Annotated in this window: 18 protein-coding genes, 1 tRNA gene and 1 pseudogene; 14 read left to right on the top strand and 6 right to left on the bottom strand. The window is 69.3% G+C overall.

Annotation, left to right across the window (positions count from 1 at the left end; genetic code table 11):
* Window positions 1-52: 52 nt before the first annotated feature.
* Window positions 53-1,768: a single-stranded-DNA-specific exonuclease RecJ gene (gene recJ / locus BLR05_RS01820; RefSeq protein WP_092832001.1), complete on the bottom strand. Its 1,716-nt coding sequence runs from the start codon at window positions 1,766-1,768 to the stop codon at window positions 53-55.
* Window positions 1,765-2,721: a phosphoglycerate mutase gene (locus tag BLR05_RS01825; RefSeq protein ID WP_092832002.1), complete on the bottom strand. Its 957-nt coding sequence runs from the start codon at window positions 2,719-2,721 to the stop codon at window positions 1,765-1,767. The genes recJ and BLR05_RS01825 overlap by 4 nt, the downstream gene beginning before the upstream one ends.
* A gap of 83 nt (window positions 2,722-2,804) precedes the next feature.
* Between BLR05_RS01825 and BLR05_RS01830 the strand changes: the two genes are divergently transcribed.
* The 3 genes from BLR05_RS01830 to pdxA are packed head-to-tail and all read left to right on the top strand — an operon-like array spanning window position 2,805 to window position 5,909.
* Complete coding sequence (locus tag BLR05_RS01830; protein WP_092832003.1) at window positions 2,805-4,058, top strand: lipoprotein-releasing ABC transporter permease subunit; 1,254 nt, start codon at window positions 2,805-2,807, stop codon at window positions 4,056-4,058.
* 1 nt (window position 4,059) lies between these two features.
* The gene (gene lolD / locus BLR05_RS01835) at window positions 4,060-4,788 is read left to right on the top strand and encodes a lipoprotein-releasing ABC transporter ATP-binding protein LolD (protein ID WP_092832004.1); all 729 of its coding nucleotides are present in this window, start codon (window positions 4,060-4,062) and stop codon (window positions 4,786-4,788) included.
* A gap of 44 nt (window positions 4,789-4,832) precedes the next feature.
* A complete protein-coding gene (pdxA, locus tag BLR05_RS01840) occupies window positions 4,833-5,909 on the top strand; it encodes a 4-hydroxythreonine-4-phosphate dehydrogenase PdxA (RefSeq protein ID WP_092832163.1) in 1,077 nt (358 codons plus the stop codon).
* Here pdxA and mscL read toward each other — a convergent pair.
* Complete coding sequence (gene mscL, locus BLR05_RS01845) at window positions 5,899-6,330, bottom strand: large conductance mechanosensitive channel protein MscL (RefSeq protein ID WP_092832005.1); 432 nt, start codon at window positions 6,328-6,330, stop codon at window positions 5,899-5,901. The two genes, pdxA and mscL, sit on opposite strands and share 11 nt — an antisense overlap.
* Window positions 6,331-6,465: 135 nt before the next feature.
* Between mscL and petA the strand changes: the two genes are divergently transcribed.
* The 6 genes from petA (at window position 6,466) to BLR05_RS01875 (ending at window position 10,735) form a co-directional block, all read left to right on the top strand.
* On the top strand, window positions 6,466-7,065 hold the full coding sequence (petA, locus tag BLR05_RS01850; protein ID WP_092832006.1) for a ubiquinol-cytochrome c reductase iron-sulfur subunit: 600 nt from the start codon (window positions 6,466-6,468) through the stop codon (window positions 7,063-7,065).
* A gap of 11 nt (window positions 7,066-7,076) precedes the next feature.
* Window positions 7,077-8,495, top strand: a complete 1,419-nt coding sequence (locus BLR05_RS01855; protein WP_092832007.1) for a cytochrome b — start codon at window positions 7,077-7,079, stop codon at window positions 8,493-8,495.
* A gap of 20 nt (window positions 8,496-8,515) precedes the next feature.
* Window positions 8,516-9,271, top strand: a complete 756-nt coding sequence (locus BLR05_RS01860; RefSeq protein WP_092832008.1) for a cytochrome c1 — start codon at window positions 8,516-8,518, stop codon at window positions 9,269-9,271.
* A gap of 106 nt (window positions 9,272-9,377) precedes the next feature.
* Window positions 9,378-9,989 (top strand): glutathione S-transferase N-terminal domain-containing protein, encoded by a 612-nt coding sequence (locus BLR05_RS01865; protein ID WP_011796735.1) that lies wholly within the window; start codon window positions 9,378-9,380, stop codon window positions 9,987-9,989.
* Between the two features lie 68 nt (window positions 9,990-10,057).
* Complete coding sequence (locus tag BLR05_RS01870) at window positions 10,058-10,588, top strand: ClpXP protease specificity-enhancing factor (RefSeq protein ID WP_208605970.1); 531 nt, start codon at window positions 10,058-10,060, stop codon at window positions 10,586-10,588.
* 71 nt (window positions 10,589-10,659) lie between these two features.
* Window positions 10,660-10,735, top strand: a tRNA-Thr gene (locus BLR05_RS01875).
* Window positions 10,736-10,786: 51 nt separating this feature from the next.
* Here the strand turns inward: BLR05_RS01875 and BLR05_RS01880 are convergent.
* Window positions 10,787-11,086: a hypothetical protein gene (locus BLR05_RS01880; protein WP_092832010.1), complete on the bottom strand. Its 300-nt coding sequence runs from the start codon at window positions 11,084-11,086 to the stop codon at window positions 10,787-10,789.
* Window positions 11,087-11,092: 6 nt separating this feature from the next.
* Here BLR05_RS01880 and BLR05_RS01885 point away from each other — a divergent pair, with 6 nt between their 5' ends.
* The 5 genes from BLR05_RS01885 to BLR05_RS01905 all read left to right on the top strand — a co-directional run bounded on the left by BLR05_RS01885 (window position 11,093) and on the right by BLR05_RS01905 (window position 17,642).
* Entirely contained in the window at window positions 11,093-12,079 is a 987-nt protein-coding gene (locus BLR05_RS01885) for a M23 family metallopeptidase (RefSeq protein ID WP_092832011.1), read from the top strand.
* 133 nt (window positions 12,080-12,212) lie between these two features.
* Window positions 12,213-14,981, top strand: coding sequence for a preprotein translocase subunit SecA (gene secA / locus BLR05_RS01890; RefSeq protein ID WP_092832012.1), 2,769 nt, complete (start codon window positions 12,213-12,215; stop codon window positions 14,979-14,981).
* A 97-nt stretch (window positions 14,982-15,078) separates the two neighbouring features.
* Window positions 15,079-16,308, top strand: coding sequence for a bifunctional glutamate N-acetyltransferase/amino-acid acetyltransferase ArgJ (argJ, locus tag BLR05_RS01895; protein WP_092832164.1), 1,230 nt, complete (start codon window positions 15,079-15,081; stop codon window positions 16,306-16,308).
* 13 nt (window positions 16,309-16,321) lie between these two features.
* Entirely contained in the window at window positions 16,322-17,194 is an 873-nt protein-coding gene (locus BLR05_RS01900) for an ATP-binding protein (RefSeq protein ID WP_092832013.1), read from the top strand.
* Complete coding sequence (locus BLR05_RS01905) at window positions 17,187-17,642, top strand: NUDIX domain-containing protein (RefSeq protein ID WP_092832014.1); 456 nt, start codon at window positions 17,187-17,189, stop codon at window positions 17,640-17,642. Before BLR05_RS01900 ends, BLR05_RS01905 begins: the two co-directional genes overlap by 8 nt.
* 70 nt (window positions 17,643-17,712) lie before the next feature.
* Here the strand turns inward: BLR05_RS01905 and BLR05_RS01910 are convergent, their stop codons facing one another.
* Together BLR05_RS01910 and zapD are read right to left on the bottom strand one after the other, a co-directional pair.
* Window positions 17,713-17,970, bottom strand: a complete 258-nt coding sequence (locus tag BLR05_RS01910; protein ID WP_092832165.1) for a DNA gyrase inhibitor YacG — start codon at window positions 17,968-17,970, stop codon at window positions 17,713-17,715.
* A gap of 26 nt (window positions 17,971-17,996) precedes the next feature.
* A pseudogene (zapD, locus tag BLR05_RS01915) lies at window positions 17,997-18,753 on the bottom strand (cell division protein ZapD).
* Window positions 18,754-18,793 lie beyond the last annotated feature (40 nt).

Raw genomic sequence — 18,793 nt, forward strand, 5'->3', positions numbered from 1 at the left:
CCCCGGCACAGGCACGGTGCAGGGTGCAGGGTGCAGGGGAGGGCCTTGCAGGCTAGAGCTGCGCGCCTTCCACCAGGAACTGCACCCGCCGCTCCCCCTTCCACTCGTTCACGTCGAGCCGGAACGCCAGCAGCACGCGCGCCGGCAGCGGCTCCGTGTGGCCGAACCAGATGCCGTCCACCGGGCGGCCCTGGTGCAGCAGCTTGAGCGACAGGTGGTTCTTCCCTTCGCCCACGAGGCGCTGGCTCACGATCTCCACTTCCTCGCTGAAGGTCGGCGGCGCGAAGCCCTGGCCCCAGACCTCGCGGTGCAGCGTGTCCACCAGCTCGGCGCGGCAGTATTCCGGCGAAAGCGGCCCGTCGGTGTCGAGCCGGCGCATCAGCGTGGCGGCATCCAGCCACTCCTGGGCTACCTGGGCGAACGCGCGCTCGAACACCAGGAACCGGTCCTTCGCCACGGTGCAGCCGGCCGCCATCGCATGGCCGCCGAACTTCAGGATCACGCCCGGATGGCGCTTGGCCACCAGGTCCAGCGCGTCGCGCAGGTGGAAGCCGGGAATGGAGCGGCCCGAGCCCTTGATCTCGTCCTCCTTGCCCGGCGCGCTGCTGGTGGCGAACACGAAGGTCGGCCGGTGCAGCCGGTCCTTGATGCGCGAGGCCACGATGCCCACCACGCCCTCGTGGAAGTCCGGGTCCCAGACGCTCACTGCGGCCGGCGGCTCGTCGTTCTCGCCGAACAGGCTCTCGGCCATCAGCAGGGCCTGCTCGCGCATGCCCCCTTCGATCTCGCGCCGCTCGCGGTTGATCGCGTCGAGCGTGCGTGCCAGTTCCGCGGCCCGGCCCGGGTCGTCGGTCAGCAGGCATTCGATGCCCAGCGTCATGTCCGCGAGACGGCCGGCCGCGTTGATGCGCGGGCCCAGCGCGAACCCGAAATCGAAGGTGGCGGCCACGGCCGCCTTGCGGCCCGCCGCGTCGAAGAGTGCCGCGATGCCCGCCGGCATGTGGCCCGCGCGGATGCGCTTGAGCCCCTGTGCCACCAGGCGCCGGTTGTTCGCGTCCAGGCGCACCACGTCGGCCACCGTGCCCAGCGCGACCAGCGGCAGCAGCGGCTCCAGCTTCGGCTGGCCGGCCTTGTCGAACACGCCGCGCTCGCGCAGTTCCGCGCGCAGCGCCATCAGCACGTAGAACATCACGCCCACGCCGGCGATGGACTTGCTCTCGAAGGTGCAGCCCGGCTGGTTGGGGTTCACGATGGCATCGGCCTGCGGCAGTTCCGGGCCGGGCAGGTGGTGGTCCGTCACCAGCACCGAGAGGCCCAGCGCCCTGGCCTCGGCCACGCCTTCCATGCTGGCGATGCCGTTGTCCACGGTGACCAGCAGGTCGGCCCCGCGTTCGTGCACGCGGCGCGCGATGGCCGGGCTCAGGCCGTAGCCGTCGGCGATGCGGTCGGGCACCAGATAGTCCACCTGGCGGGCGCCCAGCAGCCGCAGGCCGCGCACGGCCACGGCGCAGGCCGTGGCCCCGTCGCAGTCGTAGTCGGCCACCACGACGATGCGCAGGTCCTGCGCGATCGCATCGGCCAGCAGCGCCGCGGCCTCGCGCGTGCCCCGCAACCCGGGCGGCGGCAGCAGCCGCGCCAGCGCGTCGTCGAGCTCGTCGTGGGCGGTCACGCCGCGTGCGGCGTAGAGCCGTGCGAGCAGCGGATGCACGCCCGCCTGCTCCAGCGCCCACACGGCGCGGGGCGGAATGTCCCGGGCCACGATCTTCATAGCTGCTCCTGCACGGATTGAAAGCGCACCGGCCGCAGCCTGCGCCGCAGCCGCTCCAGCAGACTGGCGGGCGCCGTCTCCCAGGCCATGGCGCTGCGCTCGCCGCACAGCGTCAGGCGCGCGGCGCCGCCGCGCTCCACATGGTCCGCCAGCCGGGCGGCCGGCCCGGCATCCAGCGCCTTCCAGCCCTCGGCCCAGGCGCGCCAGTCCTCGTGCAGCGCGGCATCGCGCAGGGCCTGCGGCACCTCGGCCGGTGCCGCCCCGGCCAGGACCCGGTCGGCCAGGCGGCCCGCGCCGTGCACCCAGAAGGCGTTCACGGGGGCCTGCCCGCGCTCGGCGCGCGCGTCGTTGAAGGGATGGGTGTAGAGCAGCATCTGCATCTCGCTGTGCAGGCGGTGCAGCAGCCGCGCCCGGGCCGCATCGGGCATCCATGCGCGCACGTCGCGCTGCACCACCCGGTCCAGCGAAGCCGTGGCCAGGCCGTCGAACAGCGCCGAGCGCGCCAGCCAGCGCGTGGGCGCGTGGTAGGCCAGCTCGATGCCGTCCTCCGCGAACCAGGGCGCGAGGATGTCCATCAGCGCGCGCGATGCGGCCTCGTCCAGGCCCAGCGCGGCCGGGTCCGCCAGCATCACCTGGTCGGCCCCCACCTGCCACTGGCAGGGCGTCACCCAGGCCCAGGCCGACCCGTCGGGCGGGCCCGGCTGCGCCGCATGGCGCTCCCAGGCCGCCCAGGGCGTGGTGCCGGCGCGGCTGGCCGGCAGTCCCAGGTGGCGCGCCAGCGCGCGCTCGTGCGGCGGGGTGAAGTCGGATTCCTCGCCGGCATCCGTGCCGGCGGCCGACAGGCGCGCGAGCAGCCGGTCCAGGTGGGGCAGGCCCAGGCCCTGCAGGGCCTGCCGGCACCCCGGCGCCGTGCTGGCCGCCAGGGGAATGAGCAAATGGTGGATCTCCGACATGGCGGGTATTGTCCGGGATGCCACAATCGGCGCCGTCCCGGTGCCGCCAATCCCGTCGCGGCGCGGGGCGCTTTCTCCCCACCATGCAACTTCCCTACGAACTGGCCCTGGGCTGGCGCTACACCCGGGCCGGACGCGCCACGCGGCGCAACGGCTTCATCTCGTTCATCTCCGGCGTCTCCATGCTGGGCATCGCGCTCGGCGTGGCCGCCCTCATCATCGTGCTCAGCGTGATGAACGGCTTCCAGAAGGAAGTGCGCGACCGCATGCTCAGCGTGGTGTCCCACGTGGAGATCTTCGCGCCCCAGGGCGCCGCGCTGCCCGATCCCGCGCTCACCATGGCCGAGGCCCGCAAGAATCCCGAGGTCGTGGGCGCCGCGCCCTTCGTCGGCTCGCAGGCGCTCATCGCGCGGGGCGAGGACATGAAGGGCGCCCTGGTGCGTGGCATCGACCCGGCCCGCGAGGGCGAAGTGACCGACCTGGCGGCAAAGAATGCCGACGCCGTGCAGACGCTGGCCCCTGGCAGCTTCCATGTGGTGCTGGGCCTGGAACTGGCGCGGGCGCTCGGTGTGCGCGTGGGCGAGCCCGTCACCCTCATCGCGCCGGGCGGGCAGGTCACGCCGGCCGGCGTCGTGCCGCGCCTCAAGCAGATGACGGTCTCGGGCCTCTTCGAATCCGGCCACTACGAATACGACTCCGCCCTGGTGCTCATGCACCATGCCGACGCCGAGCGCATCTTCCGCCTGGAGGGCCCCACCGGCATCCGCCTGAAGCTGCGCGACCTGCACCAGGCCCCGGAAGTGACGCAGGAACTCGCCCGCACCCTCTCCGGCGACCTGCTGATCCGCGACTGGACGCAGCAGAACCGCACCTGGTTCGCCGCCGTCCAGCTCGAAAAGCGCATGATGTTCATCATCCTCACGCTCATCGTGGCGGTGGCGGCCTTCAACCTGGTCTCCACGCTGGTCATGACCGTGACCGACAAGCGCGCCGACATCGCCATCCTGCGCACCCTGGGCGCCAGCCCGCACAGCATCATGGCCGTCTTCGTGGTGCAGGGCGCGCTCGTGGGCGTGATCGGCACGGCCTGCGGGCTGGCCCTCGGCCTGCTCGTGGCCTTCAACATCGACGTCATCGTGCCGGCCATCGAGCATGCGCTGCACGCGAGTTTCCTGCCCAAAGACATCTACCTGATCAGCAAGATGCCCAGCGACCCCCAGAGCAGCGACATCACCCCCATCGCGGTCATCTCCCTCGTGCTGGCCTTCGCGGCCACCCTGTACCCGAGCTGGCGCGCCAGCCGCGTGAATCCCGCGGAGGCGCTGCGTTATGAGTGACATGACCCCCACGATCGGCGGCCCGTTGGCCGGCTCTGCAGGCGCTGCGGGCTCCCCGCTGGTGCTGCAGGCCCGCGGCCTCACCAAGCGCTTTACCGAAGGCCGGCTCGACGTCACCGTGCTCAAGGGCGTGGACCTGTCCGTGCACAGGGGTGAGACCCTGGCCATCGTGGGCGCCTCGGGCTCGGGCAAGAGCACGCTGCTGCACCTGCTCGGCGGGCTGGACGCGCCCACCTCCGGCAGCGTGCAGCTGCAGGGCGCGGCCTTCGACACGCTCTCGCCCCAGGAGCAGGGGCGCCTGCGCAATACCCACCTGGGCTTCATCTACCAGTTCCACCACCTGCTGCCCGAGTTCAGCGCGCGCGACAACGTCGCCATGCCCCTGCGCATCCGCCGCGAGCCCTATGCCGCCTGCCTGGAGCGGGCCGACGCCATGCTCGCCGCGGTGGGCCTGGCCGGCCGCGTGCACCACCGGCCGGCGGAGCTGTCCGGCGGCGAGCGCCAGCGCGTGGCCATCGCGCGCGCCCTGGTGACCCGCCCCGCCTGCGTGCTGGCCGACGAGCCCACCGGCAACCTCGACCGCGCCACCGCCGACGGCGTGTTCCAGCTCATGCTGCAGCTCGCCCGCGGACAGGGCACGGCCTTCGTGATGGTCACCCACGACGAGGCCCTGGCCGCGCGCTGCGACCGCGTCGTGCGGCTGGTGTCCGGCGCGCTGGCGGTGGCCTGACGCGGCCGGCGGACAGTTCCTGCACCGCGCGAAGGAGGATGGACATGGACCGCGCTGCAGCAGAGGGATTCCCCTCGCTGGCGATCACCCAGGGCGATCCGGCGGGCATCGGCCCGGAGATCGTCGCCAGGGCCTTCCGTGACGCGCCCGATGCGATGCGGGGCTGCTTCGTGGTCGGCGAGGTGGAGACCCTGCGCCGAGCCGCGCGCTGCATCGCCCGGCCGGGCGAGCCGTCCCTGCCGCTGGCGGTGCTGGAGTCGCCCGCGGAGGCGCTTGCCGCGCCGCCGCGCTGCCTGCCGGTGCTGCCCCTGCCGGGCCTGCCCGGGCCGGTGCCGTTCGGTGCCGTGCATGCCGGGGCCGGACGGGCGGCGGCGGATTGTGTCACCTGGGCCGCCCGTGCCGCGCTGCGCGGCGAGATCGCGGGCCTGGTCACGGCACCGCTGCACAAGGAAGCGCTGTCCGCCGCCGGCGTCCACCATCCCGGTCACACCGAGTTGCTGCAGGCCGAGGCCGCGCGCCATGCCGGCGTGCCCGTCGCGGACATGCCCGTGCGCATGATGCTCGCCAGCGAAGAGCTGCGCACCGTGCTGGTCAGCATCCACGTGTCCCTGCGCGATGCCATCGCGGCGGTCACGCAGGGCAACGTGCTGCGCACGCTGGAGATCACGCATGCGGCGCTGCGGCGCAGCCTGGGGCGCGATCCGCGCATCGGCGTCGCGGGCCTCAACCCGCACGCGGGCGAGGGCGGGCTCTTCGGCCGCGAGGAGATCGAGGCCATCGCCCCGGCCATCGCCGCGGCGCGCGCGCTCGGCATCGACGCGCACGGCCCCTTCGCGCCCGACACGGTCTTCATGCGCGCGCGCAGCACGCCGCAGCACGCGGGCGAATTCGATGTGGTGCTGGCCATGTACCACGACCAGGGCCTGATTCCCGTCAAGTACCTGGGCGTGGACAAGGGCGTGAACGTCACGCTCGGGCTGCCCCTGGTGCGCACCAGCCCGGACCACGGCACGGCCTTCGACATCGCCGGCCGCGGCGTGGCCGACGCATCGAGCCTCGTCGAGGCCGTGCTGGCGGCGCGCCGTCTGGCGGGCCCGGCTCCGGGCGCCGTCAGCGCCTGAGGCTGTCGCGGATCTCGCGCAGCAGCAGGACGTCTTCCGGCGGCGGGGTCGGGGCGGCAGGAGGCGCGGGCGGCGCCTCGCGCTTGAGCCGGTTGATTTGCTTGACCATCATGAAAATGATGAACGCGAGAATCAGGAAATTCACCGCGACGGTAATGAAACTGCCGTAGGCGAGCACCGGCACGCCCGCCTTGCGCAGGGCGTCCAGCGTGGCCGGGGTGCCGGGCGGCACACTGCCGAGCACGAGAAAGAGATTCGAGAAATCCAGGCGACCGAATACCAGCCCGACGATGGGCATGATGACGTCGTTCACCAGCGAGTCCACGATCTTTCCGAAGGCGCCCCCGATGATCACGCCCACGGCGAGATCTATCACATTTCCCTTCACCGCGAACTCCCGGAACTCCTTTGCAATACCCATTTCGCTTCTCCTTGATATAGCTGAAAACCCTTGCAGTATTGCCGAGCCGGAGGGGTGATAACCCCTGGAATTGACCTTACTTGCGCCGCTACAATTTGTGATTGCTCCCCCAGCGACGACCTATTGAGGACCCCCATGAGTGAAACCCCAATCGACTCCAGCAAGCGGACGTGGCTCATAGCGTCGGGCTGTGCTGGTGCGGTGGGCGGCGTGGCGACGGCCGTGCCGTTCGTGAGCACTTTCCAGCCCTCCGAGAAAGCCAAGGCCGCCGGGGCCGCGGTGGAGGTGGACATCGCCGGCCTCAAGACCGGCGAGAAGATGACCGTGGAGTGGCGCGGCAAGCCGGTCTGGATCATCAAGCGCTCGCCCGAGCAGCTGGCCGCGCTGCCGGGGCTCGATCCGCAGCTCGCCGATCCCAAGTCCGAGCGCAAGCCCTCGGAGCTCACCCCCGAATACGCGCGCAATGAGAACCGCTCCATCAAGCCCGAGATCCTCGTCGCGGTGGGCATCTGCACGCACCTCGGCTGCTCGCCGAGCGACAAGTTCATGCCCGGCGCACAGCCCTCGCTGCCCGACGACTGGAAGGGCGGCTTCCTCTGCCCCTGCCACGGCTCCACCTTCGACATGGCCGGCCGCGTCTTCAAGAACAAGCCCGCGCCGGACAACCTCGAGGTGCCTCCCCACATGTACCTGTCGGAGACCAGGCTCCTGATCGGTGAAGACAAGAAGGCCTGAGGGAGACGCACATGGCTTACCGCGAATTCAAGGACATCTCCCCCAACGCCTCCACGGGCGCCAAGGTCACGAACTGGCTCGAGAACCGCTTCCCCACGGCCTTCGACGCCTACCGCGTGCACATGTCGGAGTACTACGCTCCGAAGAACTTCAATTTCTGGTACATCTTCGGCTCGCTCGCGCTGCTGGTGCTGGTGATCCAGATCGTCACCGGCATCTTCCTGGTGATGCACTACAAGCCCGACGCCGCCAAGGCGTTCGAGTCCGTCGAGTACATCATGCGCGACGTGCCCTGGGGCTGGCTGATCCGCTACATGCACTCCACGGGCGCCTCCGCGTTCTTCGTCGTGGTGTACCTGCACATGTTCCGCGGCCTTCTCTACGGCTCCTACCGCAAGCCGCGCGAGCTGGTCTGGATCTTCGGCTGCGCGATCTTCCTCGCGCTCATGGCCGAGGCCTTCATGGGCTACCTGCTGCCCTGGGGCCAGATGTCCTACTGGGGCGCCCAGGTGATCGTGAACCTGTTCGCGGCCATCCCCTTCGTCGGCCCCGACCTCGCCCTGCTGATCCGCGGCGACTACGTCGTGGGCGACGCTACGCTCAACCGCTTCTTCAGCTTCCATGTGATCGCCGTGCCGCTCGTGCTGCTGGGCCTGGTGGTCGCCCACCTGCTGGCGCTGCACGACGTGGGTTCCAACAACCCCGACGGCATCGAGATCAAGGGCCCGAACGCCCCGAAGGACGAGCACGGCCATCCGCTGGACGGCATCCCGTTCCACCCCTACTACACCGTGCACGACATCTTCGGCGTGAGCGTGTTCCTGTTCATCTTCTCGGCGGTGGTGTTCTTCGCCCCCGAGTTCGGCGGCTACTTCCTGGAGTACAACAACTTCATCCCGGCCGATCCGCTCAAGACCCCCGCGCACATCGCGCCTGTCTGGTACTTCACGCCCTTCTACTCGATGCTGCGCGCCATCACCAGCGAGATGATGGTTGCCCTCATCGCCTGCGTCGTGCTGGCAGCGGGCTTCGGCGTGGTCAAGGGGCGGCTGCCCGGCTTCGTCAAGGCCGCCATCGCGGTCGTGGCCGTGGCGGCCGTCGCGCTCATGCTCTCCATCGACGCCAAGTTCTGGGGCGTGGTGGTGATGGGCGGCGCCGTCATCATCCTCTTCTTCCTGCCCTGGCTCGACCACAGCCCGGCCCGCTCCATCCGCTACCGCCCCGGCTGGCACAAGTACCTCTACGGCATCTTCGTGGTCAACTTCGTGGTGCTGGCCTACCTGGGCGTGCAGCCGCCATCCCCGATCGGCGAGCGTGTCTCGCAGGTGGGAACGCTGTTCTACTTCGGCTTCTTCCTGCTCATGCCGTGGTGGAGCCGCCTGGGCGAGCCCAAGCCGGTGCCCGACCGCGTGACCTTCGCCGCGCACTGAAGCGGGCCGGAACGACGACCATGAAAAAAATCATCCTCACGCTGATCGCCTCGCTCGGCTTCGCCCTGGGCGCGCACGCCGCGGAAGGCGGCATCGCCTGGGACAAGGCCCCGGTGCGCACGAACGACACGGCCTCGCTGCAGAACGGCGCCAAGATCTTCGTCAACTACTGCCTGAGCTGCCATTCGGCCGCCTTCATGCGCTACAACCGCCTGAAGGACATCGGCCTGACCGACCAGCAGATCAAGGACAACCTGCTCTTCACCACCGACAAGGTGGGCGAGACCATGAAGGCCACGATCGACCCGCGGCAGGCCAAGGACTGGTTCGGCGCCAATCCGCCCGACCTCACCGTGATCGCCCGCTCGCGCGCCGGCCACAACGGCACCGGGGCGGACTACCTCTACACGTTCCTGCGCACGTTCTACCGCGACGACACGAAGGCCACGGGCTGGAACAACCTCGCATTCCCCAGCGTCGGCATGCCCCACGCGCTGTGGCAACTGCAGGGCGATCGCCGCCCCGTCTTCGAGGAGCAGGAGAGCCACGGACACAAAACCCAGGTCTTCAAGGGGTGGGAACAGCTGACTCCGGGTACCATGTCGCCCCTCCAGTACGACGAGACCGTGGGTGATCTCGTCAACTACCTGCAGTGGATGGGCGAGCCGGCGCAAAATACGCGGGTTCGCGTCGGGGTGTGGGTGCTGATCTTCCTCGGTGTTTTCACGGTGATCGCCTGGCGGCTCAACGCGGCGTTCTGGAAGGACGTCAAGTAAGCTCGGCCGCCGCCTGCAGCATCGCGCCGCCTTCGTGCGGCGCATTTCGCTTTCCGGAGTGGACGCGCGAGCGCCCACTCTTTTTGATTTTTAGGAGCCTCCCACCATGATGGTGCTTTATTCGGGTACGACCTGTCCCTTCTCCCATCGCTGCCGCTTCGTGCTGTTCGAAAAAGGCATGGATTTCGAGATCCGCGATGTGGACCTGTACAACAAGCCCGAAGACATCAGCGTGATGAACCCGTATGGCCAGGTGCCGATCCTGGTCGAGCGCGACCTCATCCTGTATGAGTCCAACATCATCAACGAGTACATCGACGAGCGCTTCCCGCATCCCCAGCTGATGCCCGGCGACCCGGTGGACCGCGCCCGCGTGCGCCTGTTCCTGCTCAACTTCGAGAAGGAACTCTTCGTCCACGTGAACGTGCTCGAGTCGCGCGCCACCAAGGGCAACGAGAAGGCACTGGAGAAGGCCCGCTCGCACATCCGCGACCGGCTCACGCAGCTCGCCCCGGTGTTCCTCAAGAACAAGTACATGCTGGGCGAGAACTTCTCCATGCTCGACGTGGCGATCGCCCCGCTGCTCTGGCGCCTCGACTACTACGGCATCGAGCTGTCCAAGAACGCCGCCCCGCTGCTGAAGTACGCCGAGCGCATCTTCTCGCGCCCGGCCTACATCGAGGCGCTCACGCCTTCCGAGAAGGTCATGCGCAAGTAATGCGGCGCGGCCGCGCCTGCGCGCCGCATTCCGCTTCCCGAAAAGCCTTTTTGCCAGACGCCGACATGATGAATGCCCAGGACTCCACTTCCACGCGCCCCTACCTGATACGGGCCCTGTACGAGTGGTGTACCGACAACGGCTTCACGCCCTACATCGCGGTGCGCGTGGACGATTCCGTCCAGGTGCCCCGCGAATACGTGAAGGACGGCGAGATCGTGCTCAACATCAGCTACGACGCCACGAGCGCCCTGCAGCTGGGCAACGATTTCATCGAGTTCAAGGCCCGCTTCGGCGGCAAGCCGCGCGACATCATGGTCCCCGTGGGCCGGGTGATCGCGATCTATGCGCGCGAGAACGGGCAGGGCATGGCCTTCCCGCCTCCGGTGGACATGCTGGCACCCGGCGCGGGCGGCCTGTCCACGGGGCTGCTGGATGCCGGCGCCGTGCCGGAAGGCGCCGCGCCCGAACCGTCCGCCGGCGAAGACCGGGTGGTGCAGCTGGTACCCACCGACGGCGGCACGGGCCCGGCGGACGAGCCGCCGCGCGGCCCGGCCCCTGCCGGCGGCGGCCGCCCTTCGCTCAAGCGGATCAAGTGATCCGGAGCCGGCCCCGGCCGGCATGCCGCCGTTCCCGTCCGGGAGCGGCATCGCGCTAGAATGCGCGCTTCGCCGATTTAGCTCAGTTGGTAGAGCAACCGCCTTGTAAGCGGTAGGTCGTCAGTTCGATCCCGACAATCGGCACCATCTTTTTTCTGCCGTTCGCCGTCCACCCCCGGCCCGCTGCCTGCCGGGCCTTCAGGTTTGGATTTTCAGGCGAATGGCGTTAACCTCCCACCCCCGGCTGCGCAGATGCGCCTGCAAGGCAGGCAGCAGCTGCCGCAGCTTCGCCGCCGCCGCATTGTTGCGGACCAGCAGGCACCAGGTCGCGCCCTCGATCGGCCCCGCCTGGATGGCCGGCCGCAGGGTGGCGGGAATCAGCAACTCGACGGCCCGCAGCCGCTCGCTCGAGTCGCGCGTCAGGCTCGCCAGCCGTGCCAGCGTGGGGGAGTCCTCGGTGGCCTGCAGCAGCGTGACGGCGTGGTGACGGCGGTTCATGGGGCAATGCGCCGCGCGGCGCGGAGAAACGAAGTGCAGTTGATTATCACGGACGCCTGGCTGGCGCGCAGCCGCGCCATCCACCTCTCGGGCCTGCGCCTGGCCGCCTTCGGGCTGCTGCTGTCGCTGGCGGTGATGCTCATGGCGGCGCTGCTCTACCACTGGGTGTTCCTGAAGGGCGCCCGCGAGGGCTGGCCGGTGGTCGGCACCCTGGTGCGGCTCGCCACGCGGGACGAGTCCGCCGAGCGCGACCGCTTCATGCGGGCCAACCTGGACGCCATGGCCCGCAAGGTCGGGGAGATGCAGGCGCGCATGTTGCAGCTGGAGTCCCTCGGCGAACGCGTCTCCGGTCTGGCGGGCATGTCGCCCGCCGAATTCTCCCGCCCGCCGGGGCAGGGCGGGGCGCTGGTCTCCAGCCGGCCGATGGAAATGGACGAGCTGCAGCGCACGCTCGACTCCCTCGCCGAACTCACCGACCGCCGGGTGGACCTGCTCACCGTGGTCGAGTCGCGCCTGTTCGACCAGCACATCCGCAAGAACATGGTGCCCACGCAGGAGCCCGTGCTCGGCAAGGCCGCCGGCTCGGCCTTCGGCTGGCGCATCGATCCCTTCACCGGCCAGTCGGCCCTGCACACGGGGCTGGACTTCCAGGCGGACACCGGCACCCCCATCCTGGCCGCGGCCGGCGGCGTGGTCGTGGCGCAGGAATTCCACCCGGCCTACGGCAACATGGTGGAGATCGACCACGGCAACCAGCTGGTCACCCGCTATGCCCATGCCTCCCGCACCTTCGTCAAGCGCGGCGACCTCGTGCGGCGGGGCCAGAAGATCGCCGAGGTCGGCACCACCGGCCGGTCCACCGGTCCGCACCTGCATTTCGAGGTGCTGGTGCAGGGCGTGCCGCAGGACCCGCAGAAATTCCTGCATGCCGGTGCGGCCGGCGCCGCAACCGGCACGCAGGTGGCGGCGAAGGCCGCCGCGCCTCGCAGGTAAAATCCCCTGCTCCGGAATCGCTGCCCCTGGTTGCAGAACTTGCAAGCAGTGGTAGCGTCCCCCATCTGAACCCACTTCATCACTAGGGATTCGGGTCGCGCCGCCCGCGCATGCGGGCCGCGGTCCTGTTCGAATGGCCTCCAACTTCCTCACCAAACTATTCGGCAGCCGCAATGACCGGCTCCTCAAGCAATACCGCAAGACGGTGGCACGCATCAACGCGATGGAGCCGGAGTACGAGAAGCTGAGCGACGACGCCCTGCGCGCCAAGACGGGGGAGTTCCAGGGGCGCGTCGCCCGGGGCGAGTCGCTCGACGACCTCCTGCCCGAAGCCTTCGCCGTCGTGCGCGAGGCTTCCAAGCGCGTGATGAAGATGCGCCATTTCGACGTGCAGCTGCTGGGGGGCATGGCGCTGCACCACGGCAAGATCTCCGAAATGCGCACCGGCGAGGGCAAGACCCTGACCGCGACGTTGCCGGTGTACCTGAACGCGCTCGGCGGCAAGGGCGTGCACGTGGTGACCGTGAACGACTATCTCGCCAGCCGCGATGCGCGCTGGATGGGCCGCCTCTACAACTTCCTCGGCCTCGCCGTGGGCATCAACCTGCCCCAGATGCCGCGCGAGGAGAAGCAGGCCGCCTACGCCGCCGACATCACCTACGGCACGAACAACGAGTACGGCTTCGACTACCTGCGCGACAACATGGTGTACGAGGCGCACGACCGCGTGCAGCGCGCCCTCAACTTCGCCATCGTGGACGAGGTGGACTCCATCCTCATCGACGAGGCGCGCACCCCGCTGATCATCAGCGGCCAGGCGGAAGACCACACGGCGATGTACATCGCCATGAACAAGGTCGTGCCGCTGCTGGTGCGCCAGGAGGGCGAGGCCGATCCGCGCACCGGTGAGGGCGTGACCAAGCCGGGCGACTTCACCATCGACGAGAAGTCCCACCAGGTGTTTCTCACCGAGCAGGGCCACGAGACGGCCGAGCGCGTGCTGGCCGCGCAGGGCCTGATCCCCGAAGGCGCGTCGCTCTACGACCCGTCCAACATCACGCTCATGCACCACCTGTATGCGGCGCTGCGGGCCAACCACCTCTACCACCGCGACCAGCACTACGTCGTGCAGAACGGCGAGATCGTCATCGTGGACGAGTTCACGGGCCGCCTCATGTCCGGCCGCCGCTGGAGCGAGGGCCTGCACCAGGCCGTGGAAGCCAAGGAAGGCGTGGAGATCCAGGCCGAGAACCAGACGCTGGCCTCCATCACCTTCCAGAACTACTTCCGCCTCTACAACAAGCTCTCGGGCATGACCGGCACGGCCGACACCGAGGCCTACGAGTTCCAGGAGATCTACGGCCTGGAAACCGTAGTGATCCCGCCCAACCGCCCCAGCAAGCGCGACGACCAGCTCGACCGGGTGTACAAGACCACGCGCGAGAAGTACGACGCCGCCATCCAGGACATCCGCGAGTGCCACGAGCGCGGCCAGCCCGTGCTGGTGGGCACCACGTCCATCGAGAACTCGGAGATCATCGACGACCTGCTGAACAAGGCCGGCCTGCCCCACCAAGTGCTCAACGCCAAGCAGCACGCCCGCGAGGCCGACATCGTGGCCCAGGCCGGCCGCGCCGGCATGATCACCATCGCCACCAACATGGCCGGCCGCGGCACCGACATCGTGCTGGGCGGCAACATCGAGAAGGAAGTCGCGGCCATCGAGGACGACGAGTCCCTGGACGAGGCCGCGAAGCAGGCCCGCATCGCCGCGCTGCGCGAGCAGTGGGCCGCCGACAACGAGAAGGTCAAGGCGCTGGGCGGATTGCGCATCATCGCCACCGAGCGCCACGAGTCCCGCCGCATCGACAACCAGCTGCGCGGCCGCTCCGGCCGCCAGGGCGATCCCGGCTCCTCGCGCTTCTACCTGAGCCTGGACGACTCGCTCATGCGCATCTTCGCGGGCGACCGCGTGCGGGCCATCATGGAGCGCCTCAAGATGCCCGACGGCGAGGCCATCGAGGCCGGCATCGTCACGCGCAGCATCGAATCCGCGCAGCGCAAGGTCGAGGCCCGCAACTTCGACGTCCGCAAGCAGCTGCTCGAATACGACGACGTGGCCAACGACCAGCGCAAGGTCATCTACCAGCAGCGCAACGAGATCCTCGACGCGGCCGACCTGTCCGGCGTGATCGCCGGCATGCGCGAATCCTGCCTGACCGACATCGTGCGCCAGTATGTGCCCGAGGAATCCGTGGAGGAGCAGTGGGACCTCGCCAGCCTGGAGAAGGTCCTGGCCGACGAATGGCAGATCCGGCTGCCGCTGCAGCAGGAGGTCGAGAGCGCCCAGGCGATCACCGACGGCGAGATCCTCGAGAAGGTCCTCGCCGCGGGCAACGCCGCGTTCCAGGCCAAGGTGGACATGGTGGGCGCGGAGAACTTCCACCAGTTCCAGCGTGCGGTGCTGCTGCAGAGCTTCGACTCCAACTGGCGCGACCACCTCTCCGCGCTCGACTACCTGCGCCAGGGCATCCACCTGCGCGGCTATGCGCAGAAGCAGCCCAAGCAGGAATACAAGCGCGAGGCGTTCGAGCTGTTCCGCCAGCTGATCGACCAGGTCAAGAACGAGGTCACCCGCATCCTGCTGACCGTGCAGGTGCAGTCGCCCTCGGAGCTCGACGAGGCCGCCGAGGCGCTGGAAAGCCGTGCCGAGCAGATCGCCAACGTGACCTACACGGCGCCCACCGAGACCGGAGAGCCCGAGACCCTTCCCGACCCCCGCACGCTGGCGTCGGGCGCGGAAGACCTTCCGCTGCCCGAAGGCCTTCGCGTGGGGCGCAACGACCCCTGCCCATGCGGCAGCGGCAAGAAGTACAAGCAGTGCCACGGCAAGCTGGCATGATGCCGCGCTGACCCTTTCGCTCTCGCCGCAGGGGCCGCCACAGGCGGCCCCTGCCACATCTTCCTTCGCCTTTTTGCTGCTTTCCGAGGAATTCCGCATGCCCGTGAACCTTTCCGCTCCCGTTGCCGCCGACCTGCACCCGGTCGCCGGCGTCCGCATCGGCGTCACCGAAGCCGGCGTCCGCAAGGCGGGACGCAAGGACGTGACCGTGTTCCTGCTGGACGAAGGCGCCACCGTGGCCGGCGTCTTCACGCAGAACCGCTTCTGCGCCGCGCCGGTCCAGGTCTGCCGCGAGCACCTCGCGCAGGGCGGCTCCGTGCGCGCCATCGTGGTCAACACCGGCAATGCCAATGCCGGCACCGGTGCCGACGGCCTGTCGCGCGCCCGCGCCACCTGCGAGGCGCTCGCCGGCCAGCTGGGCGTGCAGGCCGCCCAGGTGCTGCCATTCTCGACCGGCGTCATCATGGAGCCGCTGCCCGTGGACCGCATCGTCGCGGGCCTGCCCGCCGCGATCGCCGATGCGCAGCCCGCGCACTGGGCGCGCGCCGCGGAAGGCATCATGACCACCGACACGCTGCCCAAGGCCTTCAGCACGCAGGTGGAGATCGGCGGCGCCACCATCACGGTGACCGGCATCTCCAAGGGCGCGGGCATGATCCGCCCCAACATGGCCACCATGCTGGGCTTCCTTGCCACCGACGCCTGCATCGCCCCCGAACTGGTGCAGCCGCTGGTACGCGAACTGGCCGACGCGTCGTTCAACCGCATCACCATCGACGGCGACACCTCCACCAACGATTCGTTCGTGCTGATGGCCACGCACCGTGCGGGCAACCCGGCCATCACCTCGCTGGACGGCGCCGAGGGCCAGGCCCTGCGCGCCGCGCTGCGCGAGGTCGCCCAGAAGCTGGCCCAGGCCATCGTGCGCGACGGCGAGGGCGCCACCAAGTTCATCGCCATCCGCGTGGAGGGCGGGCGCACCGCCGAGGAGTGCCGCAAGGTCGCCTACGCCATCGCCCATTCGCCGCTCGTGAAGACCGCCTTCTTCGCCAGCGATCCGAACCTGGGCCGCATCCTGGCGGCCGTCGGCTACGCCGGCATCGACGATCTGGACCAGACCGCCATCGACCTCCACCTGGACGACGTGCACGTGGCCGTGCAGGGCGGCCGCCATCCGGACTACCGCGAAGAGGACGGCCAGCGCGTGATGAAGCAGAGCGAGATCACGGTACGCGTGGGGCTGGGCCGCGGCGATGCGGCCGACACCGTCTGGACCTGCGACCTGAGCCACGACTACGTGACCATCAACGCCGACTACCGCTCCTGACCCTGTTCATCCCATGAACGATCGCTTCGACCACCTCCTGCAGCGCGCCGAGCAGCTCATCGACCGCATCGAGTCGGTGCTGCCCCGGCCGCTTTCCGCACCCGACTGGAACGCCTCCGTGGCCTGGCGCTACCGCCGCCGCGGCGGCGGGCACGGCGCGCTGGAGCCCGTGCGCCATGTCGCGGGCATCGCGCTCGAAGACCTGAAGGAAATCGACGCGCAGAAAGAAAAGATCGAGCGCAACACCCGGCAGTTCGTCGAAGGTCGCCCGGCCAACAACGTGCTGCTCACGGGCGCGCGCGGCACCGGCAAGTCCTCCCTCATCAAGGCCTGCCTGCAGACTTACTCCGGACAGGGGCTGCGGCTCATCGAGGTGGACAAGTCCGACCTGATCGACCTGCCCGACATCGTCGAGGTGGTGGCTGGCCGCCCCGAGAAATTCATCATCTACTGCGATGACCTGAGCTTCGAGGAGGGGGAATCCGGCTACAAGGCGCTGAAGTCCATCCTGGACGGCTCCGTGGCCGCCTCGGCACCCAACGTGCTGGTCTATGCGACCAGCAACCGCCGGCACCTGTTGCCGGAATACATGAAGGAAAACCTCAGTTACACGCATACGGCGGACGGCGAGGTGCATCCGGGCGAGGTGGTGGAAGAGAAGATCTCGCTGTCCGAGCGCTTCGGCCTCTGGGTGAGCTTCTACCCCTTCAGCCAGGACGAATACCTCGCCATCGTCGCGCAGTGGCTGTCCGCGCTCGGCGTGCCGGCCGAGGCCATCGGGGCGGCCCGCCCTGCCGCGCTGGTCTGGGCGCTGGAACGTGGCTCGCGCAGCGGCCGGGTGGCCTACCAGTTCGCGCGGGACTTCGCGGGGCGCGCCGATGGCTGAACCCGCCGCATCCGGCGCCCAGCGCGCCCACACCGAGGTGGCGGTCGGCATCCTCTTCCGTCCCGACGGCGCCATGCTGCTGTCCACGCGGCCGGCCGGCAAGCCCTATGCGGGCTACTGGGAATTTCCCGGCGGCAAGCTGGAACCCGGCGAGACCGTCGAGCAGGCCCTGCGCCGCGAGCTCATCGAGGAACTGGGCGTCACCATCGGCCCGGCGTCCGTCTGGAAAGTGACCGAGCACGACTATCCCCATGCGCTGGTGCGGCTGCACTGGTGCAAGGTGCATGCATGGACGGGCGAGTTCGAGATGCGCGAAGGCCAGTCCATGGCCTGGCAGCATTGGCCGCTGCACGTATCGCCGGTGCTGCCCGGCGCCTACCCGGTGCTGCAGTGGCTGGCGGAGGAGCGCGGCCTGCCGTTCGATCCGGACCTGCTGCCCAAGGCATAGCCGCGAGACACCGCTGCGCGTGCGGTGCTGCCACCCCATCACATCGGCAGGGGCACGGGCAGGGCGGCCTTCAGTGTTCCGGCGGACGCTGCTGGTGGTCGCCGAAGGCGTCCTCGTCGGGCGGGGCATCGGCCGCCATGCGGAAATCCTCTGCGGCCCAGGCGCCCAGGTCGATCTGCCGGCAGCGCTCGCTGCAGAACGGGCGGAACCGGTTCTCGGGCGCATACAGGCTTCTGCCGCCGCAGGTAGGACAGTCCACCCAGAGCTGGCGGGAGGCCGGAGGCGGCGCATCCGCCCGGCGGGAATCGTTGTCGTGGCGCGAAGTCATGGTCAAACTCTCGTGCAGCCCGCCGGTCACGCGCAGAGCGTGAGCTCGAAGGCTGCATCCTCCTGCACGGGCTGCAGCTTGCCGTCCGCATCCTGCCGCATGAGCCGCACGGACACGATGAGCCGGTTGCCGCTGATCTCCGGCACCATGTTCCATGCCGGGTCGATCCGCAGCCGCAGCAGTTGGAAGGTGCGCCCCTGTGGCAGGGTCTGCTGGAACTGCCCGTGGTCGGCCGCCACCTTCTGCGGCATGCCCGAATCGCGCAGCAGCTTGAGCAGCACGTAGAGCGACTCCGCCAGCGGCGCGAGATGATTCGCCCAGCCCTCGAGGTCGTGCTGGCGCTTTTCGGGCGAATGGTGCTGCCAGGCGTAATAGGCGGGCAGGTCGAAGCCGCAGGTGCCGCCGGGGATGCCCACGCGGCTGCGGATGCTCATCAGCCACTCGTTCTCGGTCAGGGGCTGGCCGGCCTTGCCGGTCTGGGCGTTCAGGGTCGAGAAGCAGTGGTCGAGCTGGGCGACGACGCCGTCGAGCACGGCCTCCGAGATCGAGGGATTGCCCCCGGTAGCTGTCGAGCTGGTGGCGCTGCTTTTCCAGGTCCTTGAGCACGTCGGACTTCAGGTCGGCCCGGGCCGCCACGTCCATGATCTCGAACAGGGTCACGAGCGCGAAATGGTGGTCCAGCGGGTGCGGGCGGGGAATCAGCTCGCCCAGGCGCCGGAAGAGCTGTTCCAGCCGCAGGTAGGTTCTGAGGCGCTCGTTGAAGGGGTATTCGTAAAGAATCACGCTGCAGGGTTCCTGGGGGCGCACGGCGGGCGCCGCCCGC

It is taken from the genome of Paracidovorax cattleyae, assembly GCF_900104515.1.
Lineage (GTDB): Bacteria > Pseudomonadota > Gammaproteobacteria > Burkholderiales > Burkholderiaceae_C > Paracidovorax > Paracidovorax cattleyae.